The sequence below is a fragment of the Undibacterium sp. 5I2 genome, assembly GCF_035019605.1.
Classification (GTDB): domain Bacteria; phylum Pseudomonadota; class Gammaproteobacteria; order Burkholderiales; family Burkholderiaceae_D; genus Undibacterium.
The window spans coordinates 35,532-58,138 of the sequence record NZ_JASJVS010000008.1 but is presented as its reverse complement, the minus strand read 5'-3'; the positions used below and the strand labels follow the sequence as shown (position 1 = coordinate 58,138).

Here is a 22,607-nt window from a genome sequence, read left to right as displayed (position 1 = left end):
GTGCCACCGCGATGACGGTGACACACCAAGAACTGGTAAAAAAATTAACAGGCGACGTTGACTGGTGTGATCGAACCCGTCGCCGGCATGGTGCCGCTGGCATTGCTGAGCACGCAGTTCAAGCCCGGGCTGGCAGTCGAGATACTCACGCTGTAAGGCAGGCCGGCCGCTACGGCACTCGGAAACGCGAAGCCACCATTGGCACCGACGGTGACGGTATCTTTGCCATTATTGAGCAAGGTCACGGAACTGCCGGCGCTGAGCCCGGAAATATTACCGAGCACGATGTCGGTGCTGTTGATCGTTGTTGTGCAACTGACCGTGATGCTCGTGATCGTTGCGCCACCAGTAGGAACGACGCCGACACCGCTGAGGACACTGCAAATTTGGCCAACCGGCTGAACCCCAACCGTCACACTATAGGTTTGAGCGGGCTGCAAGGTTTGCGAAAACGAAAACCCGCCGTTGCTGCTGATTACGGCCGAATTGGTCAGATTATTATATAACTTGACCGTCGTACCACTGGCTAAACCGGTCACCGTGCCACCGATCACGGTATTGGTAGAGCTGCCACCACATGCGACCAGCAACAGTGCGCCGGCGGCACAGGCAGTCAACAAGCTCAGTTTACTTTTTTTCATTGGTTTTCTCAGTTCAAATGCCACACAAGTGGCGCAGTCTAATTGATATGACAAATCGTGCCTAGCACCCACATGTAAAGCTGTGTGCGTTTTTGTATCAAGCTCAGCCGGATTTTACCTTAAGCTTGGAATAAAAGATGCATTGGGACCAATTCCTTGCACTGGCAGCAATGACTCACCCGCTACATCAGCTTATAATACGGGACTGTCAGTCGACCGCTGTGGGCGCGGTCTCGATTGGCAATCTATATTTTGATCCTATGGTAGGCGCAGAAGCTGCGTCTTGCCAATTTTTTCGCTGCGCCTGCGACGCTTACCAGACTAAAAGATGACTTTCCATCCACACCTTGCCAAATTGCAGCCCTATCCGTTTGAAAAGCTCAAGCAACTCTTCGCCGATCTTACTCCTAATCCGGCGTACAGCCCGATCAGCCTCGGGCTGGGCGAACCGAAGCACCCGACGCCGGAATTGATCAAACAAGCGCTGCGCGACCATCTCGGTGGCTTGGCCAGCTATCCCTCGACGGCCGGCTCGGAAGCTTTGCGTAGCGCGATTTCACAGTGGTTGGCGCGCCGCTACGCGATTCCGGCACTGGATCCGGCGACACAAATTTTACCCGTTAACGGCTCGCGCGAAGCCTTGTTTGCCTTGGCTCAGACCATCGTCAATACCGAACAAGCCGGCAATACTGCGCCGTTGGTGCTGTGTCCCAATCCGTTTTACCAAATTTATGAAGGTGCAGCCTACTTGGCCGGGGCTGAACCGTATTTCGCCAATGCCGATCCGCAGCGTAATTTTGCCCCTGATTACAGCAGCATTCCCGAGCATATCTGGCAGCGGGTGCAATTATTGTTCATTTGCTCACCTGGCAATCCCACCGGTGCGGTACTCAAGCTCAACGACTGGAAAGAATTGTTTGCTTTGTCCGATCGCTATGGTTTCGTGATCGCAGCCGACGAATGTTATTCGGAAATTTATTTCAAAGCCGAAGCCCCGCTCGGCAGCCTTGAAGCCGCGCGCCTGCTCGGGCGCGACGATTACCGGCGTTTGATTACCCTGTCGAGTTTGTCGAAACGCTCGAATGTGCCTGGCATGCGCTCGGGATTTGTCGCTGGCGACGCCGAAATCATCAAGAATTTCTTGCTCTATCGGACTTACCACGGCAGCGCCATGAGCCCGGTGATACAAGCCGCTTCGGTCGCAGCTTGGAATGATGAAACGCATGTGATTGAAAATCGTGAAAAATATATCCAAAAATTTGCGCAAATCACGCCGCTGCTGCAAGATGTGCTCGAAGTCAATTTGCCTGATGCCGCGTTTTATCTGTGGGCTAAGGTGGATGGATTGGGCGGCATCAGCGATACCGAGTTCGCGCGCCGCCTGTATCAGCAATATCACGTCACGGTTTTACCAGGCAGTTACTTGGCGCGCGAGGCGCATGGCATCAATCCGGGCAGCAAGCGCATCCGTATGGCACTGGTGGCCGATACCGCCGAGTGCTTGGAGGCGGCGCAGCGTATTGTTGCGTTTTGCAAAGGTTTGACAAGCGAATAAACAACTGGTGCCATTCCGGCGCCGCAGCAAGGCTTTTATTTTTAACATTTTTCGAAAAAATTATCATGACACAACAATTAGAGCAAATCATTGACCAAGCTTGGGAACAACGTGCCGAGTTGACGCCAAAAGCAGCACCAGCCGACATCCGCGCTGCCGTGGCACAGGTTCTGACCGGTCTCGATAATGGCACGCTGCGCGTAGCGCAGAAGATAGACGGCAGTTGGCACGTCAATCAATGGATCAAGAAAGCCGTGCTGCTGTCGTTCCGCTTGGAAGAAAATATTTGCATGCCGTCCGGCGAGCATATGCAATTTTTCGATAAAGTGCCAAGCAAGTTTGCCAATTACACCGCGGCCGACTTCGCTGCCGGCGGTTTCCGCGTGGTGCCACCGGCCGTCGCACGTCGCGGCAGTTTCATCGCTAAAAACGTTGTGCTCATGCCTTCGTATGTCAACATCGGTGCGTATGTCGATGAAGGCGCGATGGTTGATACCTGGGCGACCGTCGGTTCTTGCGCACAGATTGGCAAAAATGTACATTTGTCCGGCGGCGTCGGCATTGGTGGCGTTCTTGAACCGATGCAAGCCAACCCGACCATCATCGAAGACAATTGCTTCATCGGTGCGCGCTCGGAAATCGTCGAAGGTGTCATCGTCGAAGAAAACTCGGTGATTTCCATGGGTGTGTATATCGGCCAATCGACCAAAATTTATGATCGCGCCACTGGCGAAGTCAGCTATGGCCGCATCCCTTCCGGCTCGGTGGTGGTGTCGGGTAATTTGCCGTCGGCCGATGGCAGCCACAGCTTGTACTGCGCCGTCATCGTGAAACGCGTGGATGCGCAGACGCGCTCCAAAACCAGTATCAATGAATTGCTGCGCGGCGTATAAGTCGCTCACCTTGTAATACGCGGATACTTTTACTCATTGCCCCACGTGGGCGCAAGGAACGATGATGGCGGCAATGGAACGTTTGTTTCAGTTAATGAAAGAAAAACACGCATCCGATATGTTTTTCGCCACAAATTCGCCTGTCCATCTTAAGATTAACGGCAATCTTTTGCCGATCAATCAACAAAGAATGGATCAGGCGAATATTTTTTCCTTGCTGAGCGAAGTAGTTTCGCCTGAGCATCTGGAAGTATTAGAACGCGAAAATGAGCTCAACATCGGCATCGGCGCGCCCGGCATCGGGCGCTTCCGTTTGTCGGCATTTCGCCAACGCGGCACAATTTCGGCAGTGTTTCGCTTCGTGCCCGGCGATATTCCCAAGCTCAGTACCTTGAACTTGCCGCCTATCATGTCTGAACTGATCATGGAAAAGCGCGGCCTGATCTTGGTGGTCGGCGCGACCGGTTCGGGTAAATCAACCACCATCGCCTCCATGCTCGACCATCGCAACGAGGTGCGCACCGGCCATATCTTGACGCTGGAAGACCCGATCGAGTACCTGTTCCGCAGCAAGAAATCAATTGTTAATCAACGCGAAATCGGCAGCGATTCCGAGAGTTTGAAAACAGCACTGAAAAATTCGCTGCGCCAAGCGCCAGACTGCATACTCATCGGTGAAATCCGCGATCTCGAGACCATGATGGCCGCCATCGCCTACGCCCAATCAGGGCATCTGGTGTTGGCAACCTTGCATGCGAATAATAGTTACCAAGCACTCAACCGTATCATCAGCTTTTTCCCTATGGAAAATCGGACTGCCTTGCTGTTGGATTTGTCTTCGTCGATACGCGCCATCGTTTCTCAGCGTCTGATCCGTTCCATCGATGGCAAGCGTTGTCCAGCGATCGAAATCATGCTCAACACGCGGTATGTATCGGAATTGATCGAACAAGGCGATATTTTTCAGATCAAGGAAGCGATAGAAAAGAGTTTATCGCCAGGATCACAAACCTTCGAACGCGCTTTGATGAATTTGATCAAAGATGGCTTGATCACGAAAGAAGAAGGCTTGGCCAACGCCGACTCGGCCAACAACCTGCTGTGGCTGCTCAATAATGAAGCGGCTAGCAGTTTGGCACCACTGCCAGTGGCGGAACCGGATCTGAAAGAAGAAGCCTCATTTACCGAATTCACTTTAAATCTTTAACCATGACGAGTAAGCACACTGACATCGCGCCCATACATTTGTACGGCATCCCTAATTGTGACACCGTCAGAAAATCGCGCGCTTGGCTGACCGAGCACGACATCGAGGTGGTGTTTCACGACCTGAAAAAAAGCCCGCCAGCCGCGGCCGACATCGCCAGTTGGCTGAAATTTGTGCCGCTTGAGCTGCTGATCAATAAAAAAGGCACGACTTGGCGCGCCCTGACGCCCGAACAAAAAACCGCCGCCGCTGACCCGGTTACGGCGATCGCGCTCATCAGCAGCCAGCCAACACTGATTAAACGGCCTTTGCTCGACATGTCCGACAAGACAGGCAGCCAACATGTCTCGGTGGGCTACTCTGCAGCGCAATTCGCCGGTATTTTTGGAACACCATCATGAGTAAAACCCTCGCTCTGACCGAGCAATTAATCGCCCTCGACTCCGTCACCCCGCTGGACCAAGGTTGCCAACGCAATTTGATCGCCTTATTGGAACCCTTGGGCTTCGTGTGTGAAACCATTGTTTCCGGCGAGGTCACCAATTTATGGGCGCGGCGCGGCAGCACGGCCCCCTTGGTGGTGTTTGCCGGCCATACGGACGTGGTACCGACCGGTCCGCTGGCGCAATGGCAATCGGCACCATTTACCCCTACCCATAGAGATGGCAAGTTATTCGGCCGTGGTGCAGCCGATATGAAAACCTCGATCGCTGCCTTCGTGGTCGCGTGCGAAGAATTCATCGCCGCACAACCGGAACACCGTGGCTCCATCGCCTTTCTCATCACCAGTGATGAAGAAGGCCCGGCCATCGACGGCACGGTGGTGGTGTGCGAACGCCTCAAGGCGCGCGGCGAGTTGCCCGACTATTGCATCGTCGGCGAACCGACTTCGGTCGATGTACTGGGCGACACCATCAAAAACGGCCGCCGCGGTACCATGTCGGGCAAACTGACCGTGCACGGGATACAAGGACATATCGCCTATCCGCAACTGGCCGACAATCCGATTCATGCGCTGGCACCGGCCTTGGCGGCGTTAACGACCGAAGTCTGGGATGAAGGCAACCAATACTACTTGCCGACCTCATTTCAAGTCTCCAACATCCACGCCGGCACCGGTGCCTCGAATGTCATTCCAGGGCAAGCCGTGGTCGATTTCAATTTCCGTTTTTGCACCGCCAGCACAGCCGAAAGCCTGCAACAGCGCGTGGTTGCGCTGTTGAATGCACATGGTGTCAAACACGATCTGGCGTGGACCATAGGCGGTCAGGCTTTCCTCACGCCTAAAGGTGCCCTCAGCGACGCCTTGGCCGCCGCGATTGCAGCCGAAACCGGCGTGACGACCACCTTGTCGACAACGGGCGGCACCTCAGATGGTCGCTTCATCGCCAAAATCTGCCCGCAAGTAGTGGAATTCGGCCCACCCAACGCCAGTATTCACAAAATTGATGAGCACATCGAATTGCGTTATATCGACCCGCTCAAAAACATTTACCGCCGCACTTTGGAAAATTTACTTAACTAAGCCCGACATGACGACCCCTGCAACGACTTTCCAAACCCCGCGCGATTTACTGCGCTATGCGGTGACCCGGTTTACCGAAGAAAAACTATTTTTCGGTCATGGCAGCGCGAATGCGCTCGACGAAGCCGCCTACCTGATTCTGCACACGCTGAAACTGCCACTCGATAAAATCGAGCCGTTTTTCGATGCCAGACTGCTGAACCAAGAAATCGACGCCGTCTTGCGCGTAATTGAACGACGCGCTTCGGATCGCGTACCGGCCGCCTACATTACTAACGAAGCTTGGCTGGGCAGCTATAACTTTTACGTCGACGAACGCGTCATCGTGCCGCGCTCGTTCATCGCCGAACTGATCCCTGAGCATTTCTCGCCTTGGGTCAGCGACCCCGATGACATCAACAACATTCTCGAACTGTGTACTGGCTCCGGCTGTCTGCCGATTATGTTGGCCGATATGTTTGCCCATGCCCATGTCGACACCGTCGATATTTCCGAAGATGCGCTGGCAGTGGCACGGCGCAATGTCGCCACCTATGAACTTGCAGACCGCATCAGCTTGATCGCGTCTGACCTGTACACCAATGTACCAGACAAAAAATACGATCTGATCATCACCAATCCACCCTACGTGAATACCAATTCGATGGGGAAATTGCCAAAAGAATACTTACACGAGCCGCAGATTGCGCTGGCCGGTGGCGAGGATGGGATGGACTTAGTGCGACGCATCGTCGCCGGGGCGGCCGAGCGTCTGACGCCAAATGGCTATCTGATGGTGGAAATCGGCAACGAACGCGCGTTTGCCGAAGCCGCCTTCCCCGAATTAAACCTGACTTGGCTCTCTACCAGCGCCGGTGACGACATGGTTTTTCTAGTCGAAGCAAGCCAATTAGCCGCGTTCCGCGCATAAGCTGTAAAATTGTAGTACAACGGGCAAACGCATGCTTTGCCCGTTTTTTATTTTCATGCTACCGATTCACGGTGGGCCACCGCAGCAAATGCGCCGCCCTGCCACCCTCTTTTTTTAAGCTCATATGATACGTTTGCAACAAGTCGTCCTCGCCCGTGGCATCAAGCCTTTATTCGACAGCGTCGATGTCACCCTCAATCCTGGCGATAAAATCGGCTTGATCGGCTCCAATGGTGCCGGTAAATCCAGTCTGTTCGCAATGTTGCGCGGCGAATTGCATCCGGATCAAGGCAGCATAGAATTCCCAGCCAAGTGGCAACTCGCCCATGTGGCCCAAGAAACCCCGGCGCTCGATCGCTCGGCCATCGATTACGCCATCGATGGCGACGTCACCCTGCGCCGCCTCGAAGCTGAATTGACGGCACTCGAAGCGCAAGAAGAAACTTATGAAAACGGCATCGCCATCGGCGAGCTGTATGGCCACTTGGCCGATGCCGACGCTTACACGGTACGTTCGCGCGCCGAACAATTATTGATAGGTTTGGGCTTTCAGCTCGACCATATCGACCGTCCTATCGCCAGCTTCTCCGGCGGTTGGCGCATGCGCCTGAATCTGGCGCAAGCGCTGATGTGCAAATCTGATCTCTTGCTGCTCGATGAACCCACCAACCATCTCGATCTCGATGCCATCATCTGGCTGGAAGACTGGCTCAAACGCTATGCCGGCACCCTGATCATCGTTTCCCATGATCGCGACTTCCTCGATGGCGTCACCAATGTCATCGTCCACATCGATGAACGCAAGCTCAAACGCTATTCCGGCAATTATTCCGCCTTCGAACGCCAACGTGCTGCGCAACTGATACTGGCCGCCGGCACGATAGAAAAGCAAAACCGCAAACGCGCCCATTTGGAATCGTTCATCAGCCGTTTCGCCGCCAAAGCCTCGAAAGCCAAGCAAGCGCAAAGCCGTATCAAAGCCTTGGCACGCATGGAAGAGTTGGCCCCGCTGCGGGCCGCTGCCGAATTTTCTTTCGAGTTCCGCGAACCGCTGAGCGCCCCCAATCCTATGCTGGTGATGGAAGATGTCGATTGCGGCTATCGGGTCGAATCGGCCACCGATCACAGTTTCACTGAACGCCGCATCGTTGGCGATGTTAAATTTTCGCTGCAAATCGGCCAACGTATCGGTCTCTTGGGTGTCAATGGCGCCGGCAAATCGACCTTGATCAAAACCATCGTCGGCGACATCGCCCCGCTGTCAGGCGTGATGCAGACCGGCAAAGGCTTGTCGATCGGTTACTTTGCCCAGCACCAGGTAGAAATGCTGCGCCATAATGAATCGCCTTTGTGGCATTTGGCGCATATCGCACCGAATGTGCGCGAACAAGAACTGCGCAATTTCCTCGGCGGCTTCAACTTCCCTGGCACCATGGTAACGAGCCCGATCGCGCCCTTCTCCGGTGGCGAAAAAGCCCGTCTGGCACTGGCGATGATCGTCTGGCAACGCCCTAACCTGCTGCTGCTTGATGAGCCGACCAACCATCTCGATCTCGAAACGCGCGAAGCACTGACCGATGCGCTGGCACAGTTTGAAGGTACCTTGGTGGTGGTCTCGCATGATCGCCATTTGCTGCGCGCCACCACTGATGAATTCATCATCGTCGCCGATGGCAAGCTGATGCCATTTGACGGCGATCTCGACGATTATAAAGATTGGCTGTTCAAAAACAAATTGCAAAAAGACGCGACGCCAGCGCTGCCGCCAAAAAGCAAGGCCAAGGAAGACAGCCTGCCGCTGGCGAAGACGATTCCTGTTGCCAAAGTCGATGACAAAGAACAACGCAAGCGTGACGCCGACGAACGTCAGCGTTTGGCTGCAGCACGCAAGCCGATAGAAACACGCATCAAACGTTTGGAAGAAGAGTTAGCCAAGCTCAATGCAAAAAAACAAGCGCTGGCCATCGCACTCGAAGAGAGCAGCATTTACAACGATGAAAACAAAGAAAAACTCAAGGCACTGCTGCTCGACCAAGCCTATTTGGTGAAAGAGCTCAACAGTACCGAAGCCGATTGGCTTGAGCAACAAGAGTATTTGGAAGCGGTCAGTTAATTCGGCACCGCGCCTTGCAAAAAAAAAGCTGCCAGCGAAAATTGGCAGCTTTTTTTAATGTATCGTGCGAAATTACTTCACTTCAGAAATAAATTCCGGATTTTCACGACGCACTTTTTTCAAGCTCACCAACCAATCCTTATCTTCTTCGCGATAGCCCAAAGGCAGTATCACGACACTGCGCAAGCCACGTGCACGCAAATTCAAAATTTCATCGAGCGCAGCCGGGTCGAAGCCTTCCATTGGCGTCGAATCGACTTCTTCCGCGGCGGCGGCGATGAGCGCGGTACCGAGACCGATATACGCTTGACGGGCAGCATGTTGGTAGTTCACTTCGGCGTCACGTGTTGGATAATTTGCCAACAGCATGGCGCGATAATTTTCCCAACCTTCATTTTTGAAACCACGAACTTCATTGGTCAGATCAAACATGTGATTGATGCGTTCGGCCGTGTAATTATCCCATGCAGCAAATACCAGCACATGCGAGGCATCGGTGATCTGCGCTTGGTTCCAAGCGATCGGTTTAATACGCTCACGCACCTCGGCATTGGTGACGACGATGACTTCATACGGCTGCAAGCCGCTGGAAGTGGCAGTCAGACGTATGGCTTCAAGAATACGTGCCAATTTTTCCTCGGGAACAGCCTTGGCCGGGTTCATCTTTTTGGTGGCGTAGCGCCATTTCAATGCCTGAATTAAATCGCTCATGAAAACCTTTCTAGGTGAGATAAATTGATGCCAGTGCGGCGCAGTGGCAAAGGGTACTGCAAAAACATTATGTTGCTGGTGCTGGGCTTATTGCTGCCCACTGTTTGCCATCAATACGCAAGACCATGACGGCGGCGATCAGACAAGCGGCCCCCATCAACATCGATGACAGCGTGTAACTACCCAAACTGTTACGCATGAACCCAGCCAGCATGGTGGCGCTGGCTGCGCCCAATTGGTGCCCAACAACAACCCAACCAAACACGATCGGTGCTGCCGCGCGGCCGAATACATCATTGGCCAGACGCACAGTCGGTGGCACAGTAGCGATCCAATCCAAGCCGTAAATAATAGCGAATATCGGCAAACCGAAATAACTCAAACCGAAAGCTTGCGGCAGAAAAATCAAAGCCACACCACGCAAGCCGTAATACCAGAACAACAATACGCGTGGATTATACCGATCCGACAACCAGCCCGACAGCGTGGTGCCGACTAAATCGAGTATGCCCATACTGGCCAAAATTGCCGCGCCACCGACGGCTAAAATGCCATAGTCGCTGCACATGGCAATGAAATGCGAGCCGATGTAACCATTGGTACTCATGCCACAGACAAAGAAACTGAAAAACAGCAGCCAGAAATCGCGGACTTTGACTGCTTGCTTCAGGGAATTGATCGCAATCGCAAATGGATTAGCCTTGCTGATTACATCAGGCGGCAACTCTTCGCTCTGTCCATAGCGCTGCAAACCGAGATCCTGCGGACGCTCCGGCAACAGCAAGGCGACCACAGGAATCGCCGTCGCCGCCACCGCGGCTACCATCAAGGCCACCGGACGCCAGCCGTATTGCCCAACCACATACGCCATCAGCGGTAAAAATACCATCTGTCCGGTTGCCGCACTGGCAGTCAGCAAACCCATCGCCAAACCGCGGCGCGTCTCAAACCAGCGCCCAACGATCGTCGCTGCCAAGGTATTGGCGACCACGCCGCTGGCAGCACCGACCACCACACCCCAAGCCAGCATCATATGCCAAGGCAAAGTCATGAAGGTACTCAAGAGTGTGCCGAGCGCCAACAGACTGATGGCACCGAGCACCATCGGCCGTATGCCATAGCGCTGCATGAAGGCGGCAGAAAACGGCCCGACCAAACCATAAAGCGCAATATTGACCGAGATGACGAAGGAAATCGTCGTGCGACTCCAGCCGAATTCATGCTCCAGTGGCAAAATCATCACCGCTGGTGTGGCGCGGATACCGGCGGCCGCGAGCAAGACCAGAAAGACCGTTGCCACCACAATCCAAGCATAGCTGAAGCGAGTGCGTGCCGCGATGGCCAGCCGTAGTTTATTCATGGACAATTCCGGTAAAGGCATCGAGTTGGCTATTGGCGCTACCGATTACCTCGGCCAATTGCAAGTGTTGGGCTTCACCCATGAGCGCAATAATATGGGCTTGGGCGGCATGCCAGCGCGGTTCGCACGCGGCGCGTTTGCTCTCACCCGTAGCGGTCAAGACGACGCCGAATGAACGCTTGCTCACTAATTGCGCCAGCGGCAGGTCAACGGTGGCAATCCAGCCGATGGCGATCAAGGGTTTCAGATTGCGACTGAGAGTGCTACGGTCCATGTCGAGTAACTGGGCCAAGGGAATCACCCCGATCGGTCCGATCCGACCTATTTTAGCCAGCAAGGCGTATTGCCCTATGCTCACTTCTTGGCTGGCCAAGTAATGATCATAAATCGCCGTGACCTTGCGGGTAAGTTGGCGTAGCTTGGAACAAGTGCATAAGCTGTGCATCTTGGGCGGCTTTCTCTATGTATATGCAAAGATGCATATGCATAGTACGGCAAAGCAAACGCCCTGTCAAAAGTAATCGCGTCTGTTTGCTCCATCGCCGACTGGTCAGCCGCTTCAATAACGCTCTGGAAAATGCTCGGAAAAATCAGGGTAGGCCAACCTGGCCCCTTCGGAAAATTCGACCACACGCGCATGCCAGGATTGCTGCTGTTGCTCGGTTTGCGCAGTCGAGCGCAACCATTTCAGCACTTCGTATGACTGCACAAGTCTGTATCGAGTCCGTGCTGGCCCAGCATCGGCTGGCGACGACATCTGACTCAAATGAAGAATCAACATCAAGCGCTGCTGGCGCACGGTCTGACGCGCGGTATCGAGCACATCGGCAATAATCGGGCTGCGCAAGCCAACATTGAGATCCGTCAAGCTCGCTATATCCGCTTCGGCGCGCCTGAGTGCCCCCGATTCGGCAGCCACAGGAAGGGCCACCTCACGGGCGAGCAGGTAGGCATAGTTGCGACGCAATTGTAGCAAGATCGAAGAAAATGGTTGCGCCGCCAAGGTATATTCATTCAGCGCATCGCGGCACAATTCGGGCGTCAGCGCCTCGTTCAACATCAGCACATTGCGAGCAAAATCATACCGCGCCAGCTCCCCCAAGTCTTCTGCCAGCGCCGGCGCACAGACCGCAGCGATACGCTGCATCAGGGTCTGGAATTGCGTCAAATTTTGCGGCCTGACGGCAAAACTCAAATATAACTCATGTAATGCCACCTGCTGTGGTGGCAAGCTGGCTGGACGCGCCTCCACTAGCCGAGGAGATAGATTGCCATTGAGATCAATCACAATGTCGAGCGTCGGCGCTGGATCAGCAGAAGGCGAAACAGCTGCCGATACATTACTGGCATGCCTGAGTTGCTGCATAGTATGATCGATAGCGGCTAGCAAGCGGCTGGCGTGGTGTAGCGGGGAGGTGGCCGCGCTGGAAGAAAGAGGGCTGGGCATAGCAAACTCGCACAAAAGGCTAGGATGAGTTGTCATCAGGAAATACTAATTTCTCACAACAGTCCTATCCACCACTTTCAAATTTCGACCATTTTGGCACCGCCGTATCGAAGCTTGGCGCGACGTCAAAATAGTGCGCCGATCGGTTTGGCGAATATCGTTTATGATCATGCGCATTCCTTCCCTTACCTGAAAGACCAGCATGAGCGCTCTATTCTCCCCTATTCGCCTCGGCCCCCTGAATTTAAAGAACCGCATCGTGATCGCACCGATGTGCCAATACTCTGCCCATGACGGCAACGTCAGCGACTGGCATTTGATGCACCTCGGCAGTCTGGCACAATCGGGTGCCGGCTTACTTATCATCGAAGCAACGGCAGTCGAAGCGCGCGGCCGTATCTCGCCGCGCGACGTCGGTATCTGGTCGGAAGACAACGCGGCAGCGCTGGCTCCGCTATTGGCTTCGTTGCGGCGCTATTCGGCCATGCCGATAGCGATACAACTGGCTCATGCCGGGCGCAAAGCCTCAAGTCAGATACCTTGGCAGGGTGGTCAGTTGATCGCCGCAGCGGACGGCGGATGGGAAACTGTAGCGCCGTCTGCCTTGCCGCACGGCGCGCAAGAAACCCCGCCACGCGCACTGACGCAAGCCGATATGCTGGAAGTAAAACAAGCCTTCGTCGTCGCCGCTGTGCGCGCACAGGCTCTTGGCATCGATGCCATCGAATTACACGCAGCCCATGGCTATTTGCTGCATCAATTTTTATCGCCGCTATCGAACCAGCGCAGCGACGAATATGGTGGCAGCTTAGAAAATCGCTTGCGCTTTCCCTTGGAAGTGTTTGCAGCGATGAAAGCGGCACTGCCGGCCGATTACCCGCTCGGCATACGTATTTCTGCCAGTGACTGGGTGGAAGGCGCTTGGGATGTGGAGCAAAGCATAGTATTTGCACAAGCTTTGCAAGAACTCGCTTGTGCATTCATTCATGTATCGAGTGGCGGTTTATCACCGCAGCAAAAAATTCCGCTGCAAGCCGGTTACCAAGTCGATTTTGCGGCTGCCATCAAAGCGGCTTGCCGCATGCCGGTGATTGCGGTCGGCTTGATTACCGAGGCCAGCCATGCCGAAGCCATTATCGCCAATGGACAAGCCGACATGGTCGCCATCGCCCGGGCGATTCTCTACAACCCACACTGGCCTTGGCAAGCGGCGGCGGCACTCGGTGCCAGCGTCGATGCTCCGCCGCAATACTGGCGTTCGCAACCACGCGATCAAAAAGCCTTGTTTGGTACCGCCGCCATGGGCGGTCGTTAAAAAAGCGCGGATTTTAATCCGCGCTTTTTTAACAAAAATCTGACTAGGGTTTGAAATCCCGGCCTTCAGAGGCTGTCGCAAAAGGGTATTGAGTCGGTATCATTACCCTAACTGGTGGCCACGTCATTCCTGCGCGCTTTTGGCAGGAACCCAGCGGCGTTCGTGGTTAACTGAAAATGCCAGATATTATATTGTTTTCAGCGCTGAAAACGACACTAGGTTCCCGCCAAAAGCATGCGGGAATGACGCGGTATGCGGTGTTTCATGTGTAAAAAAGCTTCCATCAGGCTTTTGCGACAGCCTCTTTTGGCCGGTGAGCGACGAAGGAGCGACGCGATGAGAGGGGATGCAAACCCCTTCCAGAGTCTTTTCCATCGTCGCTTGCGACGATCCATTAAATTGTTCAGGCAATCAGCCTCAGACCGGACGACGTGGCAGTTCGGTAGTGGCGACTTTCTGTGATTTGACGACTTGCATGGCCGTGGCAATCAAACCACCCATGTCGCCAAGATTGGCTGGGATGATGATGGAGTTATTGGTCTTGGCCAAATTACCGAAAGCGGCCACGTATTGCTCGGCTACTTTCAGATTCGCGGCATCCGCACCACCCGGCTCTTGCATAGCTGCAGCCGTTTTACGGATCGCTTCAGCGCTGGCTTCGGCAATCGACAAGATGGCGGCAGCCTGACCATGGGCACGGTTGATCGACGCTTGCATTTCACCTTCGGACTTGGCGATCGAGGCTTCGCGCTCGCCGGTAGCAATATTGATTTGCTCTTGTTTGCGGCCCTCGGAAGCAGCGATCAAGGCGCGTTTTTCTCGCTCGGCGGTGATTTGCGCCTGCATCGCATGCAAAATTTCTTTCGGTGGCGTCAAATCTTTGATTTCATAACGCAACACTTTGACACCCCAGTTCGCCGCCGATTCATCGATGGCGTTGACGATGGTTGTGTTGATGTGATCACGCTCTTCAAAGGTTTTGTCGAGCTCCATCTTACCGATTACTGAACGCAAGGTAGTCTGCGCCAACTGGGTAATGGCAGCGATATAGTTCGACGAGCCATACGAGGCGCGCATGGCATCGGTGATTTGGAAGTACAAAATACCATCGACTTGTAGTTGCGTATTGTCACGGGTAATACATACCTGTGGTGGCACATCGAGTGGAATTTCTTTCAATATATGCTTATAGGCAACTCTATCGATGAAAGGAACGACGATGTTGAGTCCGGGCCCGAGTGTGCTGTGATATTTGCCAAGCCGCTCAACCACCCAAGCATGCTGTTGAGGCACAACATTAATTGTTTTCACTACAAATACGATAGCCAAAATCAAGATAAGAACGGCTACGCTGCCTAAATTTTCCATAATTCCACCTGTTGTTATTTAAAAAAATAATACTTCGTGCGCTTCCCTGGATTAAGCCGGCCTGACAATCAAGCGGCTGCCCTGCACTTGCTCTATCGTGTACAAACCGGGGTCTGGCCGTGTATGGCGCAATTCCACATCCCACTGCGCGCCGCGGTACATGGCACGCGCCAGATAAGTGCCGTGTCCGGCATCGCGCCACTCGGATATCTGCAAACTTTGCCCTATATCCATATTCACATTCGGATCGCTGCTGGCATCAGCATTGCCTTTCCAACCGTAGCGACTCTTATGCAAGGCAATGGTGGCGATACTGCCCACTGCGGCCGCCACCAATAATTGCCAGGGCAATGACATGCCGACGAAGGCGGCCACGGTCCCGGCAACAAAACCAAACGCAATCATCAGCAAGTAAAAAGTGCTGGTAAATAATTCTACTATCACCAGCAATACGGCGAGCGTCGCCCAGATCATCCACGGGGTCATTTGCGTTCCATCCTATTAGTTATTAGTTGTATGTTTTCGCAAATACATATTGCATTATCAAAACATGATTGACATCGGTAATCGGCACTGCATTTACACACTATATCTGAGGAAGCGCCATCCGCCCTGCCGAAGCCCTCTCAGTGTAGCCCTATTCCAGCCACTTGCAGCGACCGTTAAGCGGAAAAAAAACGCGGCAACGATGGGCTTCGTTGTCGCGTTTCTTAGATGCATCCCTCATTACAGCAAGCTTACAAGCTTATTTGCTCACCGCCGCCAGTTTCTGCCAAGTATCGATGACCGAGTCAGGATTGAGTGAAATCGACTCTATCCCTTGCTTCATCAACCATTCCGCGAAATCCGGGTGATCCGATGGGCCTTGACCGCAAATACCGACATATTTATTGAGTTTGCGACATGCGGCGATGACCTTGGACAACAAGGCACAGACGGCCGGATCGCGTTCATCAAAATCGGCAGCCAGCAATTCCATACCGGAATCGCGGTCGAGACCGAGGGTGAGCTGGGTCAAATCGTTGGAACCGATGGAGAAGCCATCAAAGAATTCCAAGAATTCTTCAGCCAAAATAGCATTCGATGGCACTTCGCACATCATGATCAAGCGCAAACCGTTTTCACCGCGCTGCAAACCGTTTTTGGCCAGCAAATTGACGACTTTTTCAGCTTGACCCAAGGTACGCACGAACGGCACCATGATTTCCACATTGGTCAAACCCATGTCATTGCGCACGCGCTTCATTGCCAAGCATTCCATCTCGAAGGATTCAGCAAAATCAGCTGCCAGGTAACGCGCCGCACCGCGGAAACCCAGCATTGGGTTTTCTTCATCGGGTTCATACCGTGAACCGCCTATGAGTTTTTTGTACTCATTGGATTTGAAGTCGGACAAGCGCACGATGACTTTTTTAGGCCAGAAAGCAGCTGCGATGGTGGCGATGCCTTCAGCCAATTTGTCGACATAGAAGGCGCGCGGTGAAGCATGGCCACGCGCAACCGATTCAACGGCTTTCTTGAGATCCGGATCAATGTTCGGATATTCGAGAATCGCCTTAGGATGGACGCCGATATTGTTATTGATGATGAATTCCAAGCGCGCCAAGCCAACACCGTCATTCGGTACCGATTGAAAATCGAAGGCAAGTTGTGGATTGCCGACGTTGAGCATGATCTTCAACGGCAATTTCGGCAATTCTCCGCGCAATTCTTCGGTGACTTCGGTTTCCAGCAAGCCATCGTAAATTTTACCTTCATCGCCTTCGGCACAGGAAACCGTGACCAAAGTACCATCCTTCAGCAAATCAGTTGCATTACCGCAACCAACTACGGCTGGCACGCCCAGTTCACGCGCAATAATTGCTGCGTGACAAGTACGGCCGCCACGATTGGTCACAATGGCAGCGGCGCGTTTCATGACCGGTTCCCAGTTCGGGTCTGTCATATCGGCAACCAAGACGTCACCGGGTTGAACACGTTCCATTTCTGAGGGATCATGAATCACACGCACACGGCCAGCACCGATCTTTTGACCGATGGCACGACCAGAAGTGATCACGGTACCACTGCCTTTAAGTTTGAAGCGCAATTGCGCATCGGTGGCTTTTTGTTGCGATTTGACAGTTTCCGGGCGCGCTTGCAAGATATACAACTTGCCATCGCGACCATCCTTACCCCATTCGATATCCATGGCACGGCCATAATGCTTCTCGATGATGACGGCATATTTGGCCAATTCGACGATTTCGGTATCATTGAGCGAATAGCGATTGCGCATTTCCACCGGTACATCGACGGTTTTCACCGAACGACCGGCTTTGGCTTCGCCGGTAAATTCCATTTTAATCAGTTTCGAACCGATATTGCGACGGATCACAGGCAATTTACCCAGTTCCAACATTGGCTTGTGGACATAGAATTCGTCAGGATTGACAGCACCCTGCACCACGGTTTCGCCCAGACCATAACTGGAAGTGATGAAAACCACATCCTTGAAGCCCGATTCGGTATCGATGGTAAACATCACGCCGGCAGCACCGAGATCGGAGCGCACCATGCGTTGCACACCGGCAGACAGGGCGACTTCGGCGTGGGTGAAACCCTTGTGCACGCGATAAGAAATTGCGCGGTCATTGTAGAGTGAAGCAAACACGTGCTTCATGGCTTCGAGCACATTCTCGATACCCACTACGTTCAGGAAAGATTCTTGCTGACCAGCAAATGACGCATCCGGCAAATCTTCTGCGGTTGCCGAAGAACGAACGGCAAACGACATTTCTGCTGTCGAATCTGCCACCAATTTGACGTAAAACGCCTCGATTTCTTGCTGCAGACGCGGCTGAAATGGCGTTTCTATGATCCATTGACGAATTTCAGCGCCGGCACGTGCCAATTCTTTGACATCGTCGATATTGAGGTCGACCAGACGATCGGCGATACGCTGAGCCAATGGCAAGCCGCCATTTTCGCTGTGTGCAAGAAAATCACGGAAAGCCTGAGCGGTAGTGGCAAAACCACCCGGTACCCGGACTCCGGCATTGGCGAGTTGACTGATCATTTCGCCGAGAGAAGCATTTTTTCCGCCGACGGACTCCACATCCGTCATTCGTAGATGCTCAAACGAGGCAACGTAAGTTGCTTCAGTAATTGCTGCGTTGGACATAACAACCTCTTTATGATGGTAAGAAATCTTTGCTATTCAATGCGGTGTTGCTTCGTATCCAGCATTTTTTTTGTTATTCTTGTTGCAGGTGACGCATGAACTGCTGTTGCAGCATTTTACATTGTGTCTTGCACTATTTACCTAAGCAGCAAAAGAATTTGCTATCTTTTTTGTTACATCGATATGTAAATATTTTTCACTTATTTTTCCTTACCTACAGATCAACAATATGCCAGAAACCCAAGCATTACCGGAAGCCAACCGTACCGTTTTTTTTGTTTCCGATGGCACTGGCATCACGGCGGAAACCTTCGGCCACTCGGTACTGACCCAATTTGACCTGAAATTTCGGCAAATTCGCGTGCCCTTCATCGACACCGTAGAAAAGGCCCACGACGCCGTGCGCCGCATCAATGATGCCTTTGCCAGCGATGGCAGTCGTCCCATTGTCTTTTCTACACTGGTAAAGGCCGAATTGGCCGATGTGGTATTCAAATCCAAGGGCTTGCACATGGATTTGATTCAAACCTTCGTCGCTCCCCTGGAGCAAGAGTTGGGAGTCAAATCGACCCACACGGTAGGACGCAGCCACAATATTGCCGATTCAGAAGAGTATAAAAATCGTATCGAGGCGATCAATTTCTCACTCGCCCACGATGACGGGCAATCGAATAAGAATCTGGCGACCGCCGACGTGATCTTGGTCGGCGTATCGCGCTCAGGAAAAACGCCGACCAGCCTGTATCTGGCCATGCAATACGGAATCAAGGCGGCGAATTACCCCTTGATCCCCGATGATTTTGAGCGTGGTATTTTGCCATCGGCGCTGCCGCAATTCCGCGCCAAGATGTTTGGTCTGAGCATCGCACCGGAACGTTTATCGGAAATTCGCAATGAGCGGCGTCCCGGCAGTAAATATGCGTCTTTGGAAAACTGCCGTTACGAAGTCAATGAAGCCGAAGCAATGATGAAACGCGAGGGGGTGCGCTGGCTCTCATCGACCACCAAATCAATCGAAGAAATCGCCACCACGGTTTTGCAGGAAATTAAATCAGATCCAAAGATTTACTGATCCCTGTCGGTTACCTGAATTGTACAAAAAAGCAGGCGGCGACTCTGGGGCCGACATGGCCTCATTGAATCGCCGCTTGTGGCACAATCGCGAGCGGTCGCCCGGTAGTCTGTCGGATTCAGGTGTAATCGGCAGACGGCAAATGGCGGTTTTTTGCAAGTTCATACAATCTCTTGCGCATTAGTATAAAAACCAGTCAAGCAAGCTCAATCGAAGCCAGTCAGCTTGCCTTCCCTTGTTCAACGCCAGAGGTTTATTATGCCACCTATTACTTTTCCCCTTCTCCGCCCCACTCACGTGGATACACCTGTAGTCCACACGCCCCGCGGCAACGCTACCCTATCGCGCTTGCAAGAAATGCATCATGTAGCATTACTGCCATCCGTTCCCACAGCCGGCAATTGGGATGCTACGACACAAATTGCGACTCGCAAGGATGGCCATGTTTTCGTGGAAGAACAGGCCAAGCCAGCGGCGAGCGCTGGCAACTGCACACCCTGTATACTCATTCCGCATGTTACGACAGCGCCCTTCAACTCAACAATCAAACCATTCGATTTGAGCAAATCAGCTCAGCACAACTCGCAAGAACCCATGTCGGGGGAACGGCGCGCCGCCTACTTGGCTGAGCAACTGCTGGCCACTGCCGTGCCTATACTGACTGACAAACCCGAAGAAGATCGCGTGGAAAATTCTACGCCACAACTTCTGAATCCTCAGGATAAGACTTTGCTGAAACGTCTTACCGATGCCGCAGCGGCGCTGCGGGCATTGCCGAGCGATGACCCGGCGCGTGCCCTGCTCAACAGCTTGGAACGTCCCAAGCAAGCGGGCTGGATCGAGAGCGCGCTGTATTCCTTGCGTCCGGCCCTTGATGCCGAACAGGCGGGCCGAGAGCAGCACGAAAAAATCGCTAGATTTTGCCAACAAGTCGATATGCTTTTCAATCTGGCGCCACGCACAAATCTCGATACGCCACCGAGGCTCAGCGCCGCTGCCGCCAACGCCTGTCGTGCCTTGGTCTCAGAATTAAAAAACCAGATATACCCACAACATCTATCATTCCAAAAAAACAAATCCAACGCAGCAGCCGCAGCAGCGCAAAAGCTCAGCACCTTGACCCCGCTACTCGAGGCCAGTGCCATCAGCATGCTCGATCTGCTGATCTTGACGATGTCGCACGAGTCGCTCAATGCCGGCCAGTGTCTGCGCTTGCTACAACCATGGCTGACAGCACTCAACGAAATCAAAGAGCGCGCCGCCTGCATCCCTGAATTGCAAAACGTGGATAGAAAAGCCAAGCACACCTTGAAGGACAAATGCCCCCGCGAGCTACAGGAGCTGCTGCATGACACCTTAGAATTAGCACACGAAAATCGGCAGAAGCAAAAAGAACAGCAAGAGCGCACCAGCAGCATCGTCACATGGGGCTTGACGTATCTGGTCTACTTCGCTGATGTCCTCGCGTACGCACAGCGCTTTCAGTCTGCCGTGGCGGTGAAAACTGCCTATCAGGATGAGCGAGAAGAGGCCAGCAATGCCTGGCACAACACTTTCCACCCTTACACGCCAAAAGAAAACCAAGCTCAAATGGCTGAGCGACTGAAGCTGAACTGGTTGCAGAGTCAAGCAAGCCGGCCCTCGTCAGCTCTGCTCAATGAGGTAGACGGCTACACCAAAGAACTGGCGCGCGTTACCCTGGCGGCTGACCGCCAAGCACACCAAGAGCAAGTCTTGGTGCCAAAGGAAGTGTACCGTGGTCTCGCATTCCCACACTTTAGTGCCGAGACCGACGGCGTCGCGCCAGCGGCACAACAAGTACAGCGAGCGCACCAACACTGAGGGCTGCTACTGCCACCATCAGGCAAATAAGAACCGCGAGGGGCTGCTTGGCCCCTCTTCGACCTGCAAAACAACTTAAATCGCCTGCGAAAAACCCACCGTGCGCTGCTGCCTGACTTGTTCAAAAAAGCACACTGCTGCACTGGCGGCGACATTGAGTGATTCAATTGCCGCTTGCTGCGGAATCGTCACTGTACAACTAGCCAGCGCCATCAACTCTGCTGCCACACCCTGCCCTTCGTGACCGAACAACCACACGGCACCGCCACGCAGGTCGACATCGTAAATCGTCGTGCTGGTGTGCGAACTGGTGGCCAGCACCGGAATCCGCGCCTGTGCCAAGCAGGCCGCCAAGTCGATGTTTTCGAATATATTGAGTAAGAAATGTGCGCCCATCCCGGCACGCATGACTTTCGGCGACCACGCAAACGCCGTACCTGGACTGCAAAAGACATTTTTGATACCGGCTGCGGCCGCACTGCGCAAAATCGAACCAAGATTACCGGGATCTTGTAAATTATCGAGCAATACCGCACTCTGATCCAATTGCGGCGGCAATGAGGGGGTCGGCGTGCTGATCACAAACATGATGCCGACACCGTTCTCGACTTGGCAAATGCTGTTGTACAAGGCGGCCGGCAAGCACAAACATCGTACCGCGTTTGCCAGACAATGCCTTGTCAGCGCCTGCACTTCCACATCGTCGCGCGCCGCTTCGGAGACGATACACAGCGCGGGGGCACCGAGATGCTGACCGTAAGCTTGGCACAAATGCACACCATCAAGCAGTGTACGGCCGGCTTTGCGGCGCGCTTGCGAACTGGTCGCCAACAATTTTAATTCTTTATAAACCGGATTGTCGCGCGAAGTAATGATTTTCATTTTAATAAAGCCTTGACTGGTGCGTAAGACAAGCGATGCACGGGTGACACGCCATGCTCGCGCAAACGCGCCAAATGCAAGGCGGTCGGGTAACCCTTGTGCTGATCAAACGCATACTGCGGATACTGTTCATGCAAGGCCAACAGGGCCTGGTCGCGCGCTGTTTTTGCCAGTATCGAAGCAGCCGAAATAGCCGCCACTTTATCGTCACCCTTAACGATGGCCTCGGAACGCACGGCCATCACGGGACAACGATTTCCATCGATCAGCGCCAGCGTCGGCTGCATGGCCAAGGCTTCGACGGCACGGCGCATGGCCAGCAAACTGGCCTGCAAAATATTGATGCTGTCGATTTCTTGCTCGCTGCATTCCGCCACCGCCCAAGCCAGCGCATGCTGCTTGATGTCGATAGCGAGCGCAGCACGCCGTACTTCGCTGAGTTTTTTCGAGTCGCGCAGGCCGGCAATCGGATGGGCCGGATCGAGGATCACCGCCGCCGCCATCACCGGGCCAGCCAAGGGGCCACGTCCGGCTTCGTCGACGCCGCAAATCAGTTCGCCGGCGTAATGAGATAAATCAAAAGTATCTTGCATGAGATAAAAA

The 22,607-nt window shown here is 53.5% G+C and carries 20 protein-coding genes; 10 read left to right on the top strand and 10 right to left on the bottom strand.

Features of this window, described 5'->3' with window-relative positions; all coding sequences use genetic code 11:
• Window positions 1–44: 44 nt before the first annotated feature.
• The gene (locus QN359_RS04970) at window positions 45–641 is read right to left on the bottom strand and encodes a hypothetical protein (RefSeq protein WP_322248467.1); all 597 of its coding nucleotides are present in this window, start codon (window positions 639–641) and stop codon (window positions 45–47) included.
• Between the two features lie 328 nt (window positions 642–969).
• On the opposite strand from QN359_RS04970, the gene dapC reads away from it, so the two are divergent.
• The 7 genes from dapC to QN359_RS04935 all read left to right on the top strand — a co-directional run bounded on the left by dapC (window position 970) and on the right by QN359_RS04935 (window position 8,844).
• Window positions 970–2,196, top strand: coding sequence for a succinyldiaminopimelate transaminase (dapC, locus tag QN359_RS04965; protein ID WP_322248468.1), 1,227 nt, complete (start codon window positions 970–972; stop codon window positions 2,194–2,196).
• A gap of 65 nt (window positions 2,197–2,261) precedes the next feature.
• Window positions 2,262–3,089: a 2,3,4,5-tetrahydropyridine-2,6-dicarboxylate N-succinyltransferase gene (dapD, locus tag QN359_RS04960; RefSeq protein WP_322248469.1), complete on the top strand. Its 828-nt coding sequence runs from the start codon at window positions 2,262–2,264 to the stop codon at window positions 3,087–3,089.
• 64 nt (window positions 3,090–3,153) lie between these two features.
• Window positions 3,154–4,296: a PilT/PilU family type 4a pilus ATPase gene (locus QN359_RS04955; protein ID WP_322248470.1), complete on the top strand. Its 1,143-nt coding sequence runs from the start codon at window positions 3,154–3,156 to the stop codon at window positions 4,294–4,296.
• Window positions 4,297–4,298: 2 nt separating this feature from the next.
• Window positions 4,299–4,697, top strand: a complete 399-nt coding sequence (locus QN359_RS04950) for a Spx/MgsR family RNA polymerase-binding regulatory protein (protein WP_322248471.1) — start codon at window positions 4,299–4,301, stop codon at window positions 4,695–4,697.
• Window positions 4,694–5,821, top strand: coding sequence for a succinyl-diaminopimelate desuccinylase (gene dapE, locus QN359_RS04945; RefSeq protein ID WP_322248472.1), 1,128 nt, complete (start codon window positions 4,694–4,696; stop codon window positions 5,819–5,821). The genes QN359_RS04950 and dapE overlap by 4 nt, the downstream gene beginning before the upstream one ends.
• A 7-nt stretch (window positions 5,822–5,828) precedes the next feature.
• Window positions 5,829–6,731: a 50S ribosomal protein L3 N(5)-glutamine methyltransferase gene (gene prmB, locus QN359_RS04940; protein ID WP_322248473.1), complete on the top strand. Its 903-nt coding sequence runs from the start codon at window positions 5,829–5,831 to the stop codon at window positions 6,729–6,731.
• Window positions 6,732–6,855: 124 nt separating this feature from the next.
• The gene (locus QN359_RS04935) at window positions 6,856–8,844 is read left to right on the top strand and encodes an ATP-binding cassette domain-containing protein (RefSeq protein ID WP_322248474.1); all 1,989 of its coding nucleotides are present in this window, start codon (window positions 6,856–6,858) and stop codon (window positions 8,842–8,844) included.
• 72 nt (window positions 8,845–8,916) lie between these two features.
• On the opposite strand, the gene QN359_RS04930 is transcribed toward QN359_RS04935, so the two are convergent.
• The 4 genes from QN359_RS04930 to QN359_RS04915 form a co-directional block, all read right to left on the bottom strand.
• Window positions 8,917–9,555, bottom strand: a complete 639-nt coding sequence (locus QN359_RS04930; protein ID WP_322248475.1) for an NAD(P)H-dependent oxidoreductase — start codon at window positions 9,553–9,555, stop codon at window positions 8,917–8,919.
• A gap of 67 nt (window positions 9,556–9,622) precedes the next feature.
• Window positions 9,623–10,915, bottom strand: coding sequence for an MFS transporter (locus tag QN359_RS04925; protein ID WP_322248476.1), 1,293 nt, complete (start codon window positions 10,913–10,915; stop codon window positions 9,623–9,625).
• Complete coding sequence (locus QN359_RS04920; protein WP_322248477.1) at window positions 10,908–11,360, bottom strand: MarR family winged helix-turn-helix transcriptional regulator; 453 nt, start codon at window positions 11,358–11,360, stop codon at window positions 10,908–10,910. The genes QN359_RS04925 and QN359_RS04920 overlap by 8 nt, the downstream gene beginning before the upstream one ends.
• Before the next feature lie 114 nt (window positions 11,361–11,474).
• Window positions 11,475–12,362, bottom strand: coding sequence for a hypothetical protein (locus tag QN359_RS04915; RefSeq protein WP_322248478.1), 888 nt, complete (start codon window positions 12,360–12,362; stop codon window positions 11,475–11,477).
• A 202-nt stretch (window positions 12,363–12,564) separates the two neighbouring features.
• Here QN359_RS04915 and QN359_RS04910 point away from each other — a divergent pair, with 202 nt between their 5' ends.
• Window positions 12,565–13,677, top strand: a complete 1,113-nt coding sequence (locus tag QN359_RS04910) for an NADH:flavin oxidoreductase/NADH oxidase (protein WP_322248479.1) — start codon at window positions 12,565–12,567, stop codon at window positions 13,675–13,677.
• Window positions 13,678–14,094: 417 nt separating this feature from the next.
• On the opposite strand, the gene QN359_RS04905 is transcribed toward QN359_RS04910, so the two are convergent.
• From QN359_RS04905 to ppsA, 3 genes are all read right to left on the bottom strand, one after another.
• Window positions 14,095–15,045 (bottom strand): stomatin-like protein, encoded by a 951-nt coding sequence (locus QN359_RS04905; RefSeq protein WP_322248480.1) that lies wholly within the window; start codon window positions 15,043–15,045, stop codon window positions 14,095–14,097.
• A gap of 51 nt (window positions 15,046–15,096) precedes the next feature.
• Window positions 15,097–15,531 carry an NfeD family protein gene (locus QN359_RS04900; RefSeq protein ID WP_322248481.1) on the bottom strand — a complete coding sequence of 145 codons (435 nt, stop codon included), beginning with the start codon at window positions 15,529–15,531 and terminating at the stop codon, window positions 15,097–15,099.
• Window positions 15,532–15,790: 259 nt separating this feature from the next.
• On the bottom strand, window positions 15,791–18,208 hold the full coding sequence (ppsA, locus tag QN359_RS04895) for a phosphoenolpyruvate synthase (RefSeq protein WP_322248482.1): 2,418 nt from the start codon (window positions 18,206–18,208) through the stop codon (window positions 15,791–15,793).
• A gap of 229 nt (window positions 18,209–18,437) precedes the next feature.
• Between ppsA and QN359_RS04890 the strand changes: the two genes are divergently transcribed.
• Together QN359_RS04890 and QN359_RS04885 are read left to right on the top strand one after the other, a co-directional pair.
• Window positions 18,438–19,280 (top strand): pyruvate, water dikinase regulatory protein, encoded by an 843-nt coding sequence (locus QN359_RS04890; protein ID WP_322248483.1) that lies wholly within the window; start codon window positions 18,438–18,440, stop codon window positions 19,278–19,280.
• A 594-nt stretch (window positions 19,281–19,874) separates the two neighbouring features.
• The gene (locus QN359_RS04885) at window positions 19,875–21,122 is read left to right on the top strand and encodes a hypothetical protein (protein ID WP_322248484.1); all 1,248 of its coding nucleotides are present in this window, start codon (window positions 19,875–19,877) and stop codon (window positions 21,120–21,122) included.
• A gap of 75 nt (window positions 21,123–21,197) precedes the next feature.
• On the opposite strand, the gene QN359_RS04880 is transcribed toward QN359_RS04885, so the two are convergent.
• Both QN359_RS04880 and rnhB read right to left on the bottom strand, forming a co-directional pair.
• A complete protein-coding gene (locus QN359_RS04880) occupies window positions 21,198–22,004 on the bottom strand; it encodes an RNA methyltransferase (protein WP_322248485.1) in 807 nt (268 codons plus the stop codon).
• Window positions 22,001–22,597: a ribonuclease HII gene (gene rnhB / locus QN359_RS04875; protein WP_322248486.1), complete on the bottom strand. Its 597-nt coding sequence runs from the start codon at window positions 22,595–22,597 to the stop codon at window positions 22,001–22,003. Before rnhB ends, QN359_RS04880 begins: the two co-directional genes overlap by 4 nt.
• Window positions 22,598–22,607 lie beyond the last annotated feature (10 nt).